The 14,923-nt window shown below is 69.7% G+C and carries 17 protein-coding genes; 4 read left to right on the top strand and 13 right to left on the bottom strand.

Annotation, left to right across the window (positions count from 1 at the left end):
* Positions 1–4: 4 nt before the first annotated feature.
* The 10 genes from AC1DVU_RS21290 to AC1DVU_RS21245 all read right to left on the bottom strand — a co-directional run bounded on the left by AC1DVU_RS21290 (position 5) and on the right by AC1DVU_RS21245 (position 9,462).
* Complete coding sequence (locus AC1DVU_RS21290) at positions 5–886, bottom strand: hypothetical protein (RefSeq protein WP_476924463.1); 882 nt, start codon at positions 884–886, stop codon at positions 5–7.
* Positions 883–1,746 (bottom strand): ATP-binding cassette domain-containing protein, encoded by an 864-nt coding sequence (locus AC1DVU_RS21285; RefSeq protein WP_476924462.1) that lies wholly within the window; start codon positions 1,744–1,746, stop codon positions 883–885. Before AC1DVU_RS21285 ends, AC1DVU_RS21290 begins: the two co-directional genes overlap by 4 nt.
* Positions 1,746–2,561 carry a hypothetical protein gene (locus AC1DVU_RS21280; protein WP_476924461.1) on the bottom strand — a complete coding sequence of 272 codons (816 nt, stop codon included), beginning with the start codon at positions 2,559–2,561 and terminating at the stop codon, positions 1,746–1,748. Before AC1DVU_RS21280 ends, AC1DVU_RS21285 begins: the two co-directional genes overlap by 1 nt.
* A complete protein-coding gene (locus tag AC1DVU_RS21275) occupies positions 2,561–3,127 on the bottom strand; it encodes an RNA polymerase sigma factor (RefSeq protein WP_476924460.1) in 567 nt (188 codons plus the stop codon). The genes AC1DVU_RS21280 and AC1DVU_RS21275 overlap by 1 nt, the downstream gene beginning before the upstream one ends.
* 69 nt (positions 3,128–3,196) lie before the next feature.
* On the bottom strand, positions 3,197–4,705 hold the full coding sequence (gene lysS / locus AC1DVU_RS21270) for a lysine--tRNA ligase (protein ID WP_476924459.1): 1,509 nt from the start codon (positions 4,703–4,705) through the stop codon (positions 3,197–3,199).
* Positions 4,706–4,799: 94 nt separating this feature from the next.
* Positions 4,800–5,579 carry a type III pantothenate kinase gene (locus AC1DVU_RS21265; RefSeq protein WP_476924458.1) on the bottom strand — a complete coding sequence of 260 codons (780 nt, stop codon included), beginning with the start codon at positions 5,577–5,579 and terminating at the stop codon, positions 4,800–4,802.
* A gap of 4 nt (positions 5,580–5,583) precedes the next feature.
* Positions 5,584–6,018 carry an aspartate 1-decarboxylase gene (gene panD / locus AC1DVU_RS21260; RefSeq protein WP_476924457.1) on the bottom strand — a complete coding sequence of 145 codons (435 nt, stop codon included), beginning with the start codon at positions 6,016–6,018 and terminating at the stop codon, positions 5,584–5,586.
* Between the two features lie 2 nt (positions 6,019–6,020).
* Positions 6,021–6,854 (bottom strand): pantoate--beta-alanine ligase, encoded by an 834-nt coding sequence (panC, locus tag AC1DVU_RS21255; protein WP_476924456.1) that lies wholly within the window; start codon positions 6,852–6,854, stop codon positions 6,021–6,023.
* 3 nt (positions 6,855–6,857) lie between these two features.
* Positions 6,858–7,760 (bottom strand): Rossmann-like and DUF2520 domain-containing protein, encoded by a 903-nt coding sequence (locus tag AC1DVU_RS21250; RefSeq protein WP_476924455.1) that lies wholly within the window; start codon positions 7,758–7,760, stop codon positions 6,858–6,860.
* Positions 7,761–7,998: 238 nt separating this feature from the next.
* Complete coding sequence (locus AC1DVU_RS21245; RefSeq protein WP_476924454.1) at positions 7,999–9,462, bottom strand: glycosyltransferase family 2 protein; 1,464 nt, start codon at positions 9,460–9,462, stop codon at positions 7,999–8,001.
* 36 nt (positions 9,463–9,498) lie between these two features.
* Here AC1DVU_RS21245 and AC1DVU_RS21240 point away from each other — a divergent pair, with 36 nt between their 5' ends.
* From AC1DVU_RS21240 to AC1DVU_RS21230, 3 genes are read left to right on the top strand one after another with little or no spacing between them, the layout of a single operon-like run.
* Complete coding sequence (locus AC1DVU_RS21240; RefSeq protein WP_476924453.1) at positions 9,499–10,431, top strand: SAM-dependent methyltransferase; 933 nt, start codon at positions 9,499–9,501, stop codon at positions 10,429–10,431.
* A complete protein-coding gene (locus AC1DVU_RS21235) occupies positions 10,428–11,903 on the top strand; it encodes a polysaccharide pyruvyl transferase family protein (RefSeq protein ID WP_476924452.1) in 1,476 nt (491 codons plus the stop codon). The genes AC1DVU_RS21240 and AC1DVU_RS21235 overlap by 4 nt, the downstream gene beginning before the upstream one ends.
* The gene (locus tag AC1DVU_RS21230) at positions 11,900–13,042 is read left to right on the top strand and encodes an NADH-quinone oxidoreductase subunit D (RefSeq protein WP_476924451.1); all 1,143 of its coding nucleotides are present in this window, start codon (positions 11,900–11,902) and stop codon (positions 13,040–13,042) included. Before AC1DVU_RS21235 ends, AC1DVU_RS21230 begins: the two co-directional genes overlap by 4 nt.
* A 7-nt stretch (positions 13,043–13,049) precedes the next feature.
* On the opposite strand, the gene AC1DVU_RS21225 is transcribed toward AC1DVU_RS21230, so the two are convergent.
* Both AC1DVU_RS21225 and AC1DVU_RS21220 read right to left on the bottom strand, forming a co-directional pair.
* A complete protein-coding gene (locus AC1DVU_RS21225) occupies positions 13,050–13,316 on the bottom strand; it encodes a hypothetical protein (RefSeq protein WP_476924450.1) in 267 nt (88 codons plus the stop codon).
* Positions 13,316–13,570, bottom strand: a complete 255-nt coding sequence (locus AC1DVU_RS21220) for a DUF4242 domain-containing protein (RefSeq protein ID WP_476924449.1) — start codon at positions 13,568–13,570, stop codon at positions 13,316–13,318. The genes AC1DVU_RS21225 and AC1DVU_RS21220 overlap by 1 nt, the downstream gene beginning before the upstream one ends.
* Positions 13,571–13,611: 41 nt before the next feature.
* Here AC1DVU_RS21220 and AC1DVU_RS21215 point away from each other — a divergent pair, with 41 nt between their 5' ends.
* On the top strand, positions 13,612–14,613 hold the full coding sequence (locus tag AC1DVU_RS21215) for an AraC family transcriptional regulator (protein WP_476924448.1): 1,002 nt from the start codon (positions 13,612–13,614) through the stop codon (positions 14,611–14,613).
* 9 nt (positions 14,614–14,622) lie between these two features.
* Here the strand turns inward: AC1DVU_RS21215 and AC1DVU_RS21210 are convergent, their stop codons facing one another.
* Complete coding sequence (locus AC1DVU_RS21210; RefSeq protein WP_476924447.1) at positions 14,623–14,910, bottom strand: hypothetical protein; 288 nt, start codon at positions 14,908–14,910, stop codon at positions 14,623–14,625.
* Positions 14,911–14,923: the final 13 nt, after the last annotated feature.

Raw genomic sequence — 14,923 nt, 5'->3', positions numbered from 1 at the left:
CGGATCAGGCCTTGCCCGAAGGCAGCGGGTTGACCAGCGTGCTGTCGAACCCGCCAGTCATCGCGAGCACGCACAACACCGTTGCGACGACCGCGACCACGACGATGACATTGCGCAGGTTCCCCCGCGGCGACTCGTGATCCCGGTAGAGCGCGACCAGCAGGCCGATCACGCAGAGAGCCACCAGGTAGGCCGCGTACCAGTACGGCGAGCCGGTGAGCACGACCCACCGATCAGCGTCACCCTCCACCCCCATCGGGCCGTAGAAGTGTGTCCAGGGCCAGATCTCGCGGAACGACCGGGTCGACTCGAAGATGCCCTGCAGCATGATCGTGACCAGGACCATGACCACGACGGCGACCGGAGTGGCTCCGCGCCTGGGGATCCAGCGCGCGATCACGAGGCCCAGCAGCGGACCGCCAACGGCCGCGAGGACGCCTTGGTCGAACATGACCATGTAGACGTACGCATCGCTCACCGGTCCGAACGGAACGGTGTTGGCGTCAGGCGGCGACGAGTTGTAGATCAGGACCGAGCGGACGAACCACAGCAGCGCGAAGGCGAAGGGCACCACGACGGCCGAGGCGAGGGCCAGGGTGCGCGTCCGCTGGTCGATCGCCACGGTCCCGGCGGCCTCTGCCGCGCGGTCCGAGCTCTTGGTGAGCGACGCCATCACGATCAGTCCGAACAGCCCCAGGCCCGCAGCCGGGGCGAGACCGTCGAGCACCGTCGAGCTGGTCTCGTCGACGACGAGGCTGACCAGGGTGGTGAGGGCCAGACCGGCGAGGAAGACCGGGTGGCGTAGGTAGCGGACAATCTCCTTGCGGGCCAGGGTCGAGAGGGGTGGCCCTTCTCGCCGCTCCAGGTTGCGATCCAGGTTGGTCATGGGAGTGCTCCTTCGTTGTCGGTCTGCTGTCCCCGAAGCAGCAGGTATGCGTCCTCGACCGTCGGCTCGACGATCGTTGCGTCCAGTGCGGGCGTGCCGCCCACGGAGCGAATCGCACCGGTGCCGGTGCGCCAGCTGGTGACGGCGGACGGTGACGCCTCGAGAGCGACGTGCACCCGCCCGCGGGCCAGCGCCACGAGCTCGGCGACGGTGCCGTCGAACCTGATCGCTCCGTCGTCGAGGACGATCACCCGGTCGCACAGCGCGGACACGTCCTCGGTCTGATGGGTGGAGAGCAGCACGGTCCCGGCGAGCCCGGAGAGGATGCCCCGAAGCGACGCTCGTTGCTCCGGGTCGAGGCCGGTGGTCGGCTCGTCGAGGATCACCAGGTCGGGAGCCCCCATCAGCGCCTGCGCCACGGCCAGCCTGCGACGCTGGCCGCCGGACAGCTTCGCGATCCGCCGAGTCGCTCGATCGCCGAGCTGCACCAGGTCGAGCACCCGGCGTACCTCACGGTGCCGCGTCGCGGTGACGTTCCACTCCTTCAGCACCGCCACGTAGTCCAGGAAGGCAAAGGCCGTCATGCTCCGCGGGAACGTCACCTCCTGCGGGAGGTAGCCCAGGCAGCGGCGGGCCGCCGTACGTTCTGCCATCGTGCCGGTGATCTCGTGTCCTGCAACGACGATGCGGCCCGTCGTGGGCGGCAGCGCCGAGGCCAGCAGGCGCAGCATCGTCGTCTTGCCCGCGCCGTTCGGGCCGAGGAGCCCGATGACACCGTTCTCGAGTCGCAGGTCGGTGGGCCGCAAGGCGATGGTGCGACCGTACGTCTTCGAGACGCCTTCGAGCGTCGCAGTGCTCATCAGAAACCTCCGTTGGCGCGGCTGGTGGCGGTGCGGACCACGAACATCGAGGCGATGACGAGCGCTGCCACCAGGAAGAAGACCTGCATCTGCGCGGTGTCGACCAGCGCCGGAGCGTCGCGCCCCGCGAACCCGACCACCACGGCCCAGGTCGTGGCGACGACACCTGTCGTCGTCACGGCCTCCCACCACGTGAGCAGCACGAGCATCGTGACCGTGAGGCAGAGCCCCGGGAGCAGCGACGCGAAGGCCAGGTTCTCGAGGCCGGGCACGAGCAGGCCGATCGCGAGGGTCAGCGGAACCGCTGAGGCGAGCGCCGCCGACGTACGCAACAGGGCCAGGCGCAGCTTGCTGTGCGGCGTCGTGGCGAGCAGCTCGCGCAGCCGGTCAGTCGAGTCGTACGACGCGGCGACCGCGAGCACCGGGATCAATGGGGCGAGCAGGATGTAGAACCGGTCTTGGTAGACCGGCAGGAAGCCGGTCAGGATGGCGCACATCACGGAGCTCAGGACCGCCACGACCCATGGCCGGTGCAGACCCGAGGATCCACCGAGCAGCACGGCATCCCGCTCCGCGAGGCCGAGCCGTACGAGCCCGCGGAGCAGGACCGGGTGCTGCGGTCGAGCGGTCTCAGTGGTGATCGCGCTCCACGCGATCTCCAGCGGCGCCGGGTCGACGTACGCGCGTGCGGCCCGGCGGCAGTCGGCGCAACGGTCGACATGCGCCTCGACCGCGCTCTCGGTCGCGTAGTCGAGCGTGTGGCCGGCGTATCGCTGCCACAGCTCAGGTCCGACATGCCACTCGGTGCTGGTCATCAGATCTCCCATCCCTGGATCGGAATCAGCTGCTCGCGCAGTCGTGTCTTGGCGGTCCGCAATCGGCTCTTCACGGTGCCGTGGGGCAGTCCGAGCAGGCGTGCGGCTTCACGCGTCGTCAGGCCGTCGATGACCGTCGCCTTCAACACCGTGCGAAGTTCGGGCGACAGCGAGCGCATCGCCGTACCGACGTCACCGTGCTCGACCGCGATGAGCAGCTCGTCCTCGGCGCTCTGCACCACCGGCGCGGTCGCGGAGATCTGCTCCGCGGTGACCGGGACCGGCACCTTCCTCCCGCGGAAGTGCTGCATCAGCTGGCGGATCGCGATGCCCCAGATCCAGGCGCCGACGTCCCCTTCGCCGCGGAACTTCGACGCTCCTCGCCAGACCGCCACGAACGTGTCCTGGAGCGCCTCGGAGATGAACTCTTCGCTCGAGGTGCGGTGCCGCAGGCGCACCGTGATCCACGCGGCGTGGCGGTCGAACAGCTCCCGCAGGGCCGCCTGATCCTCTTCGCCAACAGCACGGATCAACTCCGCGTCCGTGCTGTCCTGGTGGTTGCTCACATAAGTACTGTGGCTCTCACCCGCTCTGGCGGATCACTTTCCGGTGAGGTTTTTTCCTGCAGTCTCGGGTCACTCTGCCCGCGAGAGCGGGAACAGTATCGCTTCACGGATGCCGATGCCCTGCAGCAGCATGACGAGCCGGTCGACGCCGAGGCCCATGCCACCGGCCGGAGGCATGCCGAACTCCAGGGCGCGCAGGAAGTCCTCGTCGACGTCCATCGCCTCAGGATCGCCAGCGGCGGCGAGCCGGGACTGCTCCTCGAGCCGCTCACGCTGGATGACCGGGTCGTTGAGCTCGGAGTAGGCCGGCGCCAGCTCGACGCCGTTGATGATGAGGTCCCACGCCTCGACGAGTCCCGGCTTCGTGCGGTGCTTCTTGGCGAGCGGGCGTACGGCCTCGGGGTAGTCGCGGACGAACGTCGGCTGGATCAGCGTGTGCTCGACGAGCTTCTCGTAGAGCTCGAGCACGATGTCGCCGGCGACCCAGTGCGGCTGGAGCGCCACATCGTGCTTGGCCGCCAGCGCCGTGAGGTCGTCGGCCGACGTGTCGTTGTCGATCGTCGTGCCGGTCGCCTCCGAGACGAGCTCGTGGATCGTGGCGTGCTTCCACTCGCCCTCGAGGTCGATCTGCGATCCGTCGCGACCCGGCACCACGGTCTTGCCGACCGCCCGCGCGGCATTGACCACGAGGTCGCGGGTGAGCTCGGCCATCGTGTCGTACGAGCCGTAGGCCTCATACGCCTCAAGCATCATGAACTCGGGGTTGTGGGTGTTGTCGACGCCCTCGTTGCGGAACGTCTTGCCGATCTCGTAGACCCGGTCGACGCCGCCGACCAGCGCGCGCTTGAGGTCGAGCTCGATCGCGATGCGCAGCAGCATGTCCTCGTCGAACGCGTTGGTGTGCGTCGAGAACGGCCGGGCTGCGGCACCGCCGTTGGTGTGCTGCAGGACCGGGGTGTCGACCTCGATGAACTCGTGGGCGTCGAGGGTTGCGCGCAGCGACTGCAGGACCTTGGCCTTCACGCGTACGTTGTCCCGCGCCTCGGGCCGCACGATCAGGTCGACGTAGCGCATGCGGCTGCGAGCCTCGTCGGACAGCGGGTTGTGCTCGTTGGGCAGCGGGCGCACGGTCTTGGCGGCGATCTGCCACGAGCTCGCCATGACGGAGAGCTCGCCGCGCTTGCTCGTGATGACCTCGCCGGTGACCGCCAGGTGGTCGCCGATGTCGACCGTCGACTTGAACGCCGCGAGCCGCTCCTCGCCCACGCCGTCGAGCGAGATCATGGCCTGCAGTGGTGTGCCGTCGCCCTCGCGGAGTGCCACGAACACGAGCTTGCCGGTGCCGCGGACGAAGATCACCCGGCCGGCAACCGTGACGACATCGCCGGTCTGCGTGTCAGCGCCGAGGGCCTCGGCGTCGTACGCCTCGACGATCTGCTTGAGCGTGTGGGTGCGGCCGACGACGACGGGATATGGCTCCTCACCGCGGTCGATCAGCTGCTGGCGCTTGTCCAGTCGCACGCGCATCTGCTCGGGGAGGTCGTCCTCGGGGGCAGGGGTGCTGGTCGCGTCGCTCACGAGGGTCGATCCTATCGGTGCCCGTGGTGACCGAAGAATCGGGTTTTGTCCGGCTATAGGCAGACAAAACCAGATTTTCTCGTCAGACCTCGGCTCAGGCGTGGTTCTTCTCGTGGACCAGGCGGAGGCCCGTGAGGGTCAGCCACGGGTCGCGGGTCGTGATGGTCGTGCAGTGGTCGACGACGGCCTCGGGGTAGGACCCGGTGGCGATCACCGTGACATGGTCGGGATCGGCGTCGAGGGACTCGATGATGCGGGTGACGAGGCCGTCGACAAGTCCGGCGAAGCCATAGACGATGCCGGACTGGAGCGCCTCGACGGTGTTCTTGCCGATGACGTCGCGCGGGAGGGCGAGCTCGACGCTGCGCAGCTGCGCGCCGCGGCGAGCCAGTGCCTCGAGGGAGAGCTCGACGCCCGGGGCGATCGCGCCGCCGATGTAGCGGTTGTCGTCATCGACGACGTCGAAGATCGTCGCGGTGCCGTTGAGGTCGACCACGATCGCGGGTCCGCCATAGAGCTCGGCAGCGGCGAGGGCGTTGACGATGCGGTCGGCGCCGACCTCGCGCGGGTTGTCGGTGTGGATCGGCACGCCGGTCTTGACGCCGGGCCCGACGATCGAGACGGGCAGGTCGGCCCAGTAGCGCTCCTGCATCGCCCGGAGCTCGACGAGGATCGCCGGCACGGTGCAGCACAGGGCCACTGCGCTGATGTGCGAGATGCCCTCCTGGTCGACGAGTCCCATGACCAGCATGTGCCACTCGTCGGACGTACGCCGCTCGTCGGACGACACCTGCCAGTGGGCGATCAGCTCGTCGTCGTCGAACGCGCCGATCGTCGTGTGGCTGTTGCTGACGTCCAGGCAGAGCAGCGTCATGTGATCACCGCGATGCCACGAGTGGGTTGTCGAGGATGTCGCCGCGGGTCAGGCCGGAGCCGGGCAACGCTTCAGCGGGATCGCTGCCGGTGCCGATGACCCGGTTGTCGGCGTCGACGAACACGACGCTGGGCTCGAACGTACGCGCCTCGGCGTCCTCCAGCTGCGCGTACGCGATGAGGATCACGAGGTCGCCCGGGTGCACGAGGTGGGCGGCGGCGCCGTTGATGCCGATGACGCCGCTGCCGCGCTCGCCGGCGATCGTGTAGGTCTCGAGGCGGGCCCCGTTGTCGATGTCGACGATGTGGACGAGCTCACCGGGCAGCAGGTTGGCGGCATCGAGGAGGTCCTGGTCGACCGTCACCGAGCCGACGTAGTGCAGGTCGGCCTGGGTCACCGTCGCGCGGTGGATCTTCGACTTCATCATGGTGCGGATCAACGTCAGGCTCCTAGCGTGAGGGCGGTGTTGTCGAGGAGGCGCGGCGTGCCAACCTTGGCGGCGACGAGCAGCCGGGCCTCGGCTCCTGGGTGCGCACGCCCGAGGTCGGGATCGGTCAGCACGAGGTAGTCCGGCGTGATGTCTGCGGAGTCGAGCTCGGTCTGCGCGGCGGCCAGCACGGCGTCCGCCCCGTCCGGACCCGCGGCAACGCCGGCCCGCAGGGCAGCCGAGATGTACGCCGCACGCTGTCGCTCGTCGTCGGAGAGGTAGCGGTTGCGCGAGCTCATCGCGAGCCCGTCGGACTCCCGCACCGTCGGGCAACCCACGATCTCGACACCGAGGGCGAGCTCGCGCGCCATGTGCCGGATCAGGGTGAGCTGTTGGTAGTCCTTCTCACCGAACACCGCGACGTCGGGGCGTACGAGGCCGAACAGCTTGGCCACGACGGTCAGCACTCCGCGGAAGTGGGTGGGCCGGACCGCGCCTTCGAGGACAGCACCGAGCGGGCCGGGATCGACCGTGACGGTGTCGACCAGGCCGGACGGGTACATCGTCTGGACGGCGGGCGCGAACACGACGTCCACGCCCGCCTCGGCGCAGCGCTCGAGGTCGGCGTCGAACGTACGGGGGTAGGCCTCGAAGTCCTCGCCGGGCGCGAACTGCGTCGGGTTGACGAAGATCGACGCCACGAGGGTGTCGCCGAGCGGGCGGGCGTGCTTGAGCAGCTGCAGATGACCGTCGTGCAGCGCGCCCATCGTGGGCACGAACGAGACGGTCGAGTCACCGCGGGCGGCGTCGAGCTCCGCACGCGTACGCGCGATGGTCGGCGTGGCCATGGGTCAGATCCCGGCGGCGATCTCGGCGAGCGTGTCCCAGTCGGCCTCGTCGAGGACCTGGCGGATCGTGCTGGCCTGGACCGGGGCGAGGCGTCCGTCGGACTCGGCACGGCCTGCGGTGGCGCGCGCGAGCTCAAGGTAGGCATCGACGGTCGCGTCGTCGACGTCGGCCGCAGCCAGCGCGTCGACGTGGGCGCGGATCGTGGTGACATCGCCACGTACGACCGGGCCGGTGAGGGCCGCGTCGCCATAGGCGAGCACGTTGTCGAGGGCTGCGGTCAGCAGGGGCCGGAGCACGGCCGCCGGATCGGCTGCGCCGGCGGTGCGGAGCAGGTCCATCGACTGGGCGACCAGCGTGACGAGGTGGTTGGCGCCATGGGCCAGGGCTGCGTGGTAGAGCACGCGGTCGGCCTCGGCGACCCACATCGGGGTGCCGCCGAGAGCGGCGACGAGCTCCTCGGCAAGCGCACGCTCGGCGGGACCGGCGGTGAGTCCGAAGACCGGTGTGCGGTCAAGGTCGACCGGCGTGCCGGTGAAGGTCATGGCGGGGTGGAACGCGATGGGCCGCGCGCCGAGCCGGGTCAGCGAGGCGAGCGCGTCGAGCCCGTGGCGACCACTGGTGTGCAGCACGTACTGGCCACGGCGGACGGCGCCAGAGGCGGCCAGCTCCTCGGCGATCGCGATCAAGTCGTCGTCGGGAACGGCGAGCACGAGGATGTCGCTGGCCGCGGCGAGCTCGACCGGCGAGAGCACGTCGACGCCGGGCAGCAGCGTCGCGATGCGGAGCTGCGAGGCCCGGGACCGGCCGCTCACGCCCACGAGGGGGTAGCCGGCGGCACGGAATCGTGAAGCGAGGACGGCGCCGACTCTTCCGGCTCCGATCACGCCCATGGAGAAACGCTGCATGCGTGGTGCCTTTCGTTCCAGTCCCGCGAGCGGGTACCAGACAAACTGACGTGTTCAGTCTACCGTCGGGGCGCCGTGGCGACAGGGCTACGACCTATGCCATGAGTCACACGCTGAGCGTGGGGCGGTCTCGATACACCTGCTCGTCCCTCGCAGGCACTCGACCAGCGAGTTGTTACGCGAGCATTCGCCGGTCGAGTAGCCGACGAGCTCTGCGAGGAGGCGTATCGAGACCTCGCTACCTGGGCACCTTCGCCGTGGCGGTGCCTTCTCGGTCGCCGTCCCTCAGCGTGAGGGTGATCTGCTTCGGCGCGCGGCGGGCGGCTCCGCGCAGGGTCACGGTCCAGCCGGAGCCGGGGTAGGCGCGCGTGCTGCCCATACGCGAGGTGAACACCGCCGGCTCCCCCGCGTGCTCGACGTCGGCGACGTCACCGTCGGTCTTGACCTCGAGCACCGGCTCCGCAGGGTCGAGGTTGGGGAACCACGCCGCGACATCGAGCACGAGGTCCGCCCCATCGGCGTGCGAGCCACGGACCTGCACCTTGAGCGCCGTCTGCTCGGCGGTCAGTACGTACGCCTCGGCCGGCACCGGGTCGTTCTGCCAGCCCGGCAGGTAGGACGTGAGGCCCGCGGGCTCGACGCCGGACGGGTGCATCTCTGACTGCATGCCCTCCGCGCGTACGTAGCGCCAGATCGCCTCCCGGTCGCCGTTCGCGAGCAGCGCGTAGAGGACGCGGTACTGCGCCGGCACCTCGCGGGCGTACCGATCGGCGGGCGCTGCCTCGACAACGCGCGGGACCCGCTCGACCAGCGCGTCGAGATAGGCGTCGTCGGCCCGCTCGAGCTTGAGGACGGAGTTGGGGATGTTGTAGCGGAGGTACTGCAGCGCGCGCTCCGCCCGTACGTCCGGCAGGGGCGCGAGCACCTCGAGGACGGCATCGATCGCGTCCTGCCGGGCGTGGACCGCGTCTGCGGTGACCTGACCCTGCGAGATCGACGACTCCTGGCGCCGCCACGTGTAGCCCGTGACGCCGGAGATGTCGATGCCGTCGGCGTCTCGGTAGGCCGTGGCAGTGACGATCTGGTCACCGGCGAGCAGCACCGTCGGGAACGTCAGCTGCGTCGCGTCCCAGAACGTACGCCGGAAGATCTTGGCGCACGCCACCGCGTTGACGAGGACGTCGGGGCGCTCGCTCAGGGTCGTGTGCCGGGCCGGGCGGGCGTGCAGGCTGCGGATCCACGGCGCCGGCGGACGGATCGCCGTGCCCTCCTGCCGCTGGTAGGGCATGACGGAGACGTCGGACCCGGTCTCCTCGATCACGTCCATCGCCGCGCGCAGGCCACCGCGCGTCACCGAGTCATCGGCATCGAGGAAGGTCAGGAACTCCCCTGTCGCGACCGCTACGGCCGCCCGCCGGGCCTCACCGACCCCGGCGTTCGCCTGGCTCAGAACGGTCATCCGGCTGTCGGCCGCGGCGTGGCGGCGGGCGACGTCGAGGCTGCCGTCGGTCGAGCCGTCGTCGATGACCACGATCTCGACCCGGCGGTAGTCCTGACGGCGGGCCGAGGTGAGGCACTCGTCGAGGTACGCCTCGCCGTTGAAGACCGGGACGACGATGCTCAGCAGCGGCCGCGAGCGCTGGCGCCAGCGGTCGAGCGGCATCGCCAGGGCCCGTCGCAGACGCCTCCGAAGTCGAGCCACGCGCCGAGCATAGCGACGCCGCTCTAGGTTGATCCCATGACGAGAGGGCTGGTGCGCTGGCGGGAGGCCTGGGAGCGTGCGCTGTACGCCGAGGGTGGCTTCTTCCGCACCTCCAGGCCCGCCGACCACTTCCGCACCAGCGTGCACGTCGGGGCATTCGCCGGCGCCATCGCTGAGCTGGTCCGCCGCACGGAGTCGCCGACCGTCGTCGATGTCGGCGCCGGGAGCGGCGAGCTGCTCGACGCCCTGCGCCTCCTCGTCGGCGATGACGTGGAGCTCATCGGCGTGGAGGTCTCCGACCGCCCCGACACCCTGCACGAGCGGATCGAGTGGCTGCCGGCGTTGCCCGACCGCGTCGAAGGGCTGTTGATCGCGAACGAGTGGCTCGACAACGTGCCGTGCGAGGTCGTTGAGCTCGACGATCAGGGCGTCGTACGTGAGGTGCTCGTCGACAAAGCGACCGGCGGGGAGACGCTCGGCGATGCGTATGACTCGCCGTGGCTGCGTGACTGGTGGCCACTCACCCAGACCGGCGAGCGGGCCGAGGTCGGCGACGCCCGGGATACCGCGTGGGCCGACGCCGTCTCCAGGGTGAAGGGCACCGCGATCGCGATCGACTACGGCCACACCCGCGACGACCGGCCGCCGTTCGGCACCCTGCGGTCGTACGCCGGCGGACGTGAGGTCGACGTGGTTCCCGACGGCAGCCGCGACATCACCGCCCACGTCGCCGTCGACTCGGTGGTCGCAGCCGTCGGCGCGACCCTGCTCCGTCAGCGCGATGCGTTGGCCCGGCTGGGCCTCGCAGGGGCACGACCGCCGCTCGAGCTCGCGCACTCGGATCCCAGTGCGTACATGCGAGGGCTGGCGGCGGCGGGCGAGGCGGGCGAGCTGATGGCCAGCGGCGGGCTCGGTGACTTCTGGTGGCTCGTCACGGACACCCTCGGCCATGGAAGACTGCTCTCATGACACGGCTGTTGGTCCGTTCCGGCAAGGACCCGTTCACCCCCGTCGTCGCCGAGTCGACGTTGACGCAGGACGTGTTCAACAGCAACAGCGGCAACTACCTGTTCCAGCACTCGGTGTGGAAGGCGCTGTCGATCGACGGCGCCGAGCTGGTCTCGAACGGCACGCTTTCGGAGCGGGTCGTCCCGGAGCGCGGCGATGCGGCGCGGGTCAACGAGGAGTTCGACCACTTCGTCATACCGATGGCCAACGCGTTCCGCCCCGACTTCGCGCCCCGCCTCGACCGGCTCAGCGAGCTGCTCAAGGACCTGACGATCCCCGTCACGGTCGTCGGCATCGGCGCCCAGGCGGCACACGGCCAGGGCGTCGAGTCACTCGAACCGATCGCCGACACGGTCAAGCGGTTCGTCGGGCTCGTCCTCGACCGCTCGGCCTCCATCGGCGTACGCGGGGAGTTCACCCGGTCATACCTGCTGGGGCTCGGCTTCCCCGAGGCGTCCGTCGAGGTCATCGGCTGCCCCTCGCTCTACCTGCACGGCCGCGACTTCCGGGTGGACAAGAAGGTCGACTCGATCTCGGTCGACAGCCCGCTCGCGCTCAACCTGACGCCAGAGGTCGCCGGCATCGGCGCGTTCGCCACCGCTCAGGCGGAGCGCCACCCCAACCTCACCTACATCGGCCAGGACGCCCACGACCTGCGGATGCTGCTGTGGGGCACGCCCTTCCCGCACGTCCACGACCCGCTCGTGCCGGTGCACCTCGAGCACCCGCTCTACCAGTCCGACCGCATCCGGCTCTTCCTCGACACCTGGACCTGGTACGACTTCCTCGCGACGCAGGACTTCGCGTACGGCACCCGGTTCCACGGCAACGTCGCGGCGCTCCTCGGACGTACGCCGGCGCTGCTGCTGGCGCACGACTCCCGCACGCTGGAGCTCGCCGAGTACCACCGGATGCCGTACACCCTGATGCCGGAGTTCACCGCCGAGCTCAAGGCCGAGGACCTCTACGAGGCCACCGACATGTCGGAGTTCAACGCCGCGATGCCGGAGGGCTTCGACCGCTACACCGCGTTCCTCGAGCGCAATCGCCTCGACCACATGTGGACCGAGGGCAACGGCGACGGCGGCTTCGACCAGCGCCTCGCCGCCGCGACCTTCCCGCAGCCGGTGCACCCGCTGATCGCCTCGGACGGTCACGAGATCGCGTCCCGACTCAAGTGGCTGCGCGACGGCATGGTCCTCGACATCACGCGTCACCCCCAGGCGTACGAGCAGCCGTTCCCGCACCCGCCATGGAGCGGCGCGGGCAGCCGGCACGCCCGCATCCAGGCGTCGACGGCCGACCAGCTGGCGACCCAGAAGCGGCAGATCGATGAGCTGTATGCCCGGCTGGAGCGGGTGGAGCGGCACTCACCGCGCGGCCTCGTCAAGCGCATCGTGCGACGCGTCCAGCGAACGTTCCGGCGCTCATGACCGAGGTCACCGCGAGCGTCGGCACGGGCTTCGCCACGACCGACATGGTCCTCAACATCGGGCCACAGCACCCGGCGACGCACGGCGTCCTACGCCTGCGCCTGACGCTTGACGGCGAGCGGGTCGTGGCGTGCGAGCCGATCATCGGCTACATGCATCGCGGCGTCGAGAAGCTGTTCGAGGTCCGCGACTACCGGCAGATCATCGTGCTGGCCAACCGGCACGACTGGCTCAGCGCGTTCTCCTCCGAGCTCGGCGTGGTGCTCGCGGTCGAGGACATGCTCGGCATGGAGGTGCCCGAACGGGCGACCTGGATCCGTACGCTGCTGGCCGAGCTCAACCGGGTGCTCAACCACCTGATGTTCCTCGGGTCCTATCCGCTCGAGCTCGGCGCCATCACGCCGATCTTCTACGCGTTCCGCGAGCGGGAGACGATCCAGGAGGTCATGGAGGAGGTCTCCGGCGGACGCATGCACTACATGTTCAACCGGGTCGGCGGCCTCAAGGAGGACATCCCGGCGGGCTGGACCGGGCGCGCCTCGGCGGCGATCTCGACCGTACGCACGAGGCTGCAGGAGCTGGAGGACCTGATCTTCGGCAACGAGATCTTCCGGGCCCGTACGCGCGGCGTCGGCGTGCTCTCCACGGCCCTCGTCGAGGCGTACGGCGTGTCCGGGCCGATCGCGCGAGCCTCGGGACTCGACATGGACCTGCGGCGCGACGAGCCCTACCTGGCGTACGGCGAGCTGCAGGACGTCCTGCGGGTGCCGGTCATGACCGACGGCGACTGCTACTCCCGGTTCGCGGTGCTGCTGGAGCAGACCAAGGTCTCGCTCGACCTCGCCGACGCCTGCCTCGCCCGCCTCGCCGACATCGCTCCGGGGCCGGTCAACGTACGGCTGCCCAAGATCCTCAAGGCGCCGGAGGGCTCGACCTACGTGTGGACCGAGAACCCCCTGGGGCTCAACGGCTACTACCTGGTGTCGCGGGGCGAGAAGACCCCGTGGCGGCTCAAGTTGCGATCGGCGTCGTTCAACAACGTCGCGGTGCTGCCCGAGATCGTCGGCGGCGCGGTCGTCGCCGACCTCGTCGCGATCCTCGGCTCGATGTTCTTCGTCGTCGGCGACATCGACAAATAGGTCGCCCTCAATAGGTGCGGACGGTCTGGCCGGCACGGATCGACTTGCCCCGGAGCGGGCCGCCCAGTACGGCGCTGATCCAGCAGACGTCGAAGATGCCGGCGCTGAGCGGCAGGACGCTCCACGCCATCGCCGCGATCCCCCACCAGTGACCGAGGAACACCAGCCCGAAGGCGAGCCACGCAGCTCCGGCAAGGAGCCGGAACGCGCGGCCGCTCGGGCCGTTGACCCAGCGAGAGAAGCCGGTGGCGTTGAACCGCTGGGCCAGCGACATCAGAGGCCCTCGACGACCGGATAGATGCGGTCGGCGACGAGACCATGCGCCTCACGGTGCACCGCGATCGCCGCATCGGGATCCGGTGCATCGACGAGGCAGAACGCCTTGCCGTTGGCCTCGTCGACCCAGTACTGCAGGTACTGCACGCCGTACGCGTCCTGCGTGGCCAGGTCGGCCTTGTGCGCCTCGGCGACATCTGCAGCGCCGGCGCCTTCGGGAAGCTGTTCGTGAACGTCCATGTAGAGCGGCATTTTCGGTCTCCTTCGAGGGATTTGCTGACACACTCAGTCTCATGACGATCACCCGGTCCGGCCATGACCCAGGCACCGCCGGACCTGACCGATCCGCCGCACTTGCCGCCGCACTGGCGCAGATCCAGCTGTCCGGCGCGATCTTCCTGCGCGGCGAATACACCGAGTCCTGGGCGTACGAGTCGCTGCCGTCGCAGGACGCTGCCGCCGTGCTGGCCCCCGAGGCGGTGCGCATCGTGCTCTTCCACGTCCTCGTCTCGGGCAGCTGCTGGGTCGAGGCCGGCGCGCACAAGGTCTGGGCCCACGAGGGCGACGTCATCGTGCTGCCCTACAACGACCAGCATCGGATGGGCGGGCTCGAGACGGCCGAGCTCGTGCCGATCACGCAGCTCGTCGATCCGCCGCCGTGGACCGCGATGCCGCACATCGTCCACGGTCTTGGTGGGGCGCGCAGCGAAGTCATCTGTGGCTACCTGGCATGCGACGACCGTCTCTTCGACCCGCACATGAGGGTCTTCCCGCCCGTGTTCGTCGTGACTCCGCCGGAGGGACCGGTCCGGTCGTGGGTCAGGGCCAGCAGCGACCTCGTCCTGCAGCAGACGAGCCCGGTGACCGACGACCGCCTCGCGGGTCCCACCGACATACCGCAGCTGCTGCTGCGCGAGGTGCTCAAGCTGCACCTGTCCAACGCACCGGCGACCGACACCGGCTGGCTGGCTGCCCTGCACGACCCCGTCGTCGCGCCCGCGCTTGCCGCGATCCACGGCGACCCGGCGCGCAAGTGGACGCTCGCCGACCTCGCGCGCGAGGCCACGGTCTCGTCCACCGTGCTAGACGAGCGATTCCGCACGGTGCTCGGCCTGGCGCCGATCCGCTACCTGACCGGCTGGCGGATGCACGTCGCCGAGGACCTGCTGCACTCCACGACCTTGCCGGTCACTGCCATCGCGCGTCGGGTCGGGTACGAGTCGGAGGAGGCTTTCAGCCGCGCCTTCAAGCGCGATCACGGGTCGGCGCCCAGCGTCTGGCGCGTCACCCGCTGACGCCTCGGCTCAGACCTGCGTCACCCTCGTGATCTCGGTGCGGGCGACCGAGCGGTCGCGGATCGGCGCGGAGGCAAGCCGGCGCGGGTCGGCCATGAACGCGTCGAGCGCCGCCTCGTCCGGCAGCTCGATGATCTGCACCTCGTACGGACCGTCGCCGCGCTCGACGCTGCGCACCCGCTGCACCAGGCGGGCACCGTGATCGCCGAGCAGGCTGAGCACCTCGTCCTCGTACGTCGCCAGGAGTCCTTCGTTGCCCGGGACCGCCCAGAGCTGCACGCACAGCGTCAGTGACATGTGGTCATCGTAG

The organism is Aeromicrobium sp. P2_G6, from assembly GCF_056403535.1.
Note: the sequence above shows the minus strand (reverse complement) of the source record. Positions and strands in the feature narration are given on the sequence as shown.

Coding starts and splice junctions, on each gene's coding strand:
- AC1DVU_RS21240 (WP_476924453.1), top strand. CDS start 9,499: ATGACGAGAGGGCTGGTGCGCTGGCGGGAGGCCTGGGAGCGTGCGCTG.
- AC1DVU_RS21225 (WP_476924450.1), bottom strand. CDS start 13,316: ATGTCGCTGGCCCAGCGGTTCAACGCCACCGGCTTCTCTCGCTGGGTC.
- panC (WP_476924456.1), bottom strand. CDS start 6,854: ATGGCCACGCCGACCATCGCGCGTACGCGTGCGGAGCTCGACGCCGCC.
- AC1DVU_RS21230 (WP_476924451.1), top strand. CDS start 11,900: ATGACCGAGGTCACCGCGAGCGTCGGCACGGGCTTCGCCACGACCGAC.
- AC1DVU_RS21285 (WP_476924462.1), bottom strand. CDS start 1,746: ATGAGCACTGCGACGCTCGAAGGCGTCTCGAAGACGTACGGTCGCACC.
- AC1DVU_RS21265 (WP_476924458.1), bottom strand. CDS start 5,579: ATGACGCTGCTCTGCCTGGACGTCAGCAACAGCCACACGACGATCGGC.
- AC1DVU_RS21215 (WP_476924448.1), top strand. CDS start 13,612: ATGACGATCACCCGGTCCGGCCATGACCCAGGCACCGCCGGACCTGAC.
- AC1DVU_RS21280 (WP_476924461.1), bottom strand. CDS start 2,561: ATGACCAGCACCGAGTGGCATGTCGGACCTGAGCTGTGGCAGCGATAC.
- AC1DVU_RS21250 (WP_476924455.1), bottom strand. CDS start 7,760: ATGCAGCGTTTCTCCATGGGCGTGATCGGAGCCGGAAGAGTCGGCGCC.
- AC1DVU_RS21290 (WP_476924463.1), bottom strand. CDS start 886: ATGACCAACCTGGATCGCAACCTGGAGCGGCGAGAAGGGCCACCCCTC.
- AC1DVU_RS21220 (WP_476924449.1), bottom strand. CDS start 13,570: ATGCCGCTCTACATGGACGTTCACGAACAGCTTCCCGAAGGCGCCGGC.
- AC1DVU_RS21210 (WP_476924447.1), bottom strand. CDS start 14,910: ATGTCACTGACGCTGTGCGTGCAGCTCTGGGCGGTCCCGGGCAACGAA.
- AC1DVU_RS21235 (WP_476924452.1), top strand. CDS start 10,428: ATGACACGGCTGTTGGTCCGTTCCGGCAAGGACCCGTTCACCCCCGTC.